Genomic DNA, 655 nt, shown 5'->3' with positions numbered 1-655 from the left:
GTGTCCGTCGGCGCTCATGGCTAGGCTCCTGTCTGCTGGGCGTGGGCGGGGGTCATTCGGCGGGCGCGGGCGCCGCTCCGGCGGCGTCGCGGGCGTCGAGGGCTTGGCGGATGGCCCCGTGGCGGCGCTCGTCCAGGCCGAAGCCGGCGAGCAGGGCCGCCGAGACGGCGTGGGCCAGGGCGGGGCCGAGGGCGAAGACCAGCTTCAGCCCGAGCAGGGCCTCGGCGGTGTTGGCGGCGCCGGGCCGGAAGCCGAGCGCGCCGACCAGGGGCAGGGCGACGCCGACGGCCGTGGCGGTGGCCGCCTTGCTGGTCAGGCTGAAGATCGAGAACAGCAGGCCGGTGCGGTCCTCGCCGGTCTCCAGCCGCTGCTTGTCGGCGACGTCGGAGACGATGGCCCTCAGCATCAGGTTGCCCGAGCCTTGGGCCAGGCCCTGGGCCACGGTCAGGACCAGCAGCAGCGGCAGGGCCTTCGGCGCCACCGCCAGCAGGCCGAGATTGATGGCCACCTGGACCAGCTCGCCGATGATCGCCGTGCGGTGCTTGCCCAGCCGATAGCCGACGCGCAGCCAGATCGGGCCGGCGAAGACGCCGAAGATGAACTGCAGCAGGAAAAGCCCGGCGGCCAGGTCCGGCCGGCCGACATAGGCCGACAC

1 protein-coding gene is annotated in these 655 nt (G+C 74.0%); it reads right to left on the bottom strand.

All coding sequences use genetic code 11. The features are described 5' to 3' along the window. Positions 1 to 52: 52 nt before the first annotated feature. Positions 53 to 655, bottom strand: a 603-nt coding sequence (locus tag D1614_RS28180; protein ID WP_175579310.1) for an MFS transporter, incomplete at its 5' end; no start/stop codon positions are given.

Origin of the sequence: Maribellus luteus (assembly GCF_003576475.1) — a bacterium.
GTDB classification, from domain to species: Bacteria; Bacteroidota; Bacteroidia; order Bacteroidales; family Prolixibacteraceae; genus Draconibacterium; species Draconibacterium luteum.
This window is presented reverse-complemented; position numbering and strand designations above follow the sequence as displayed.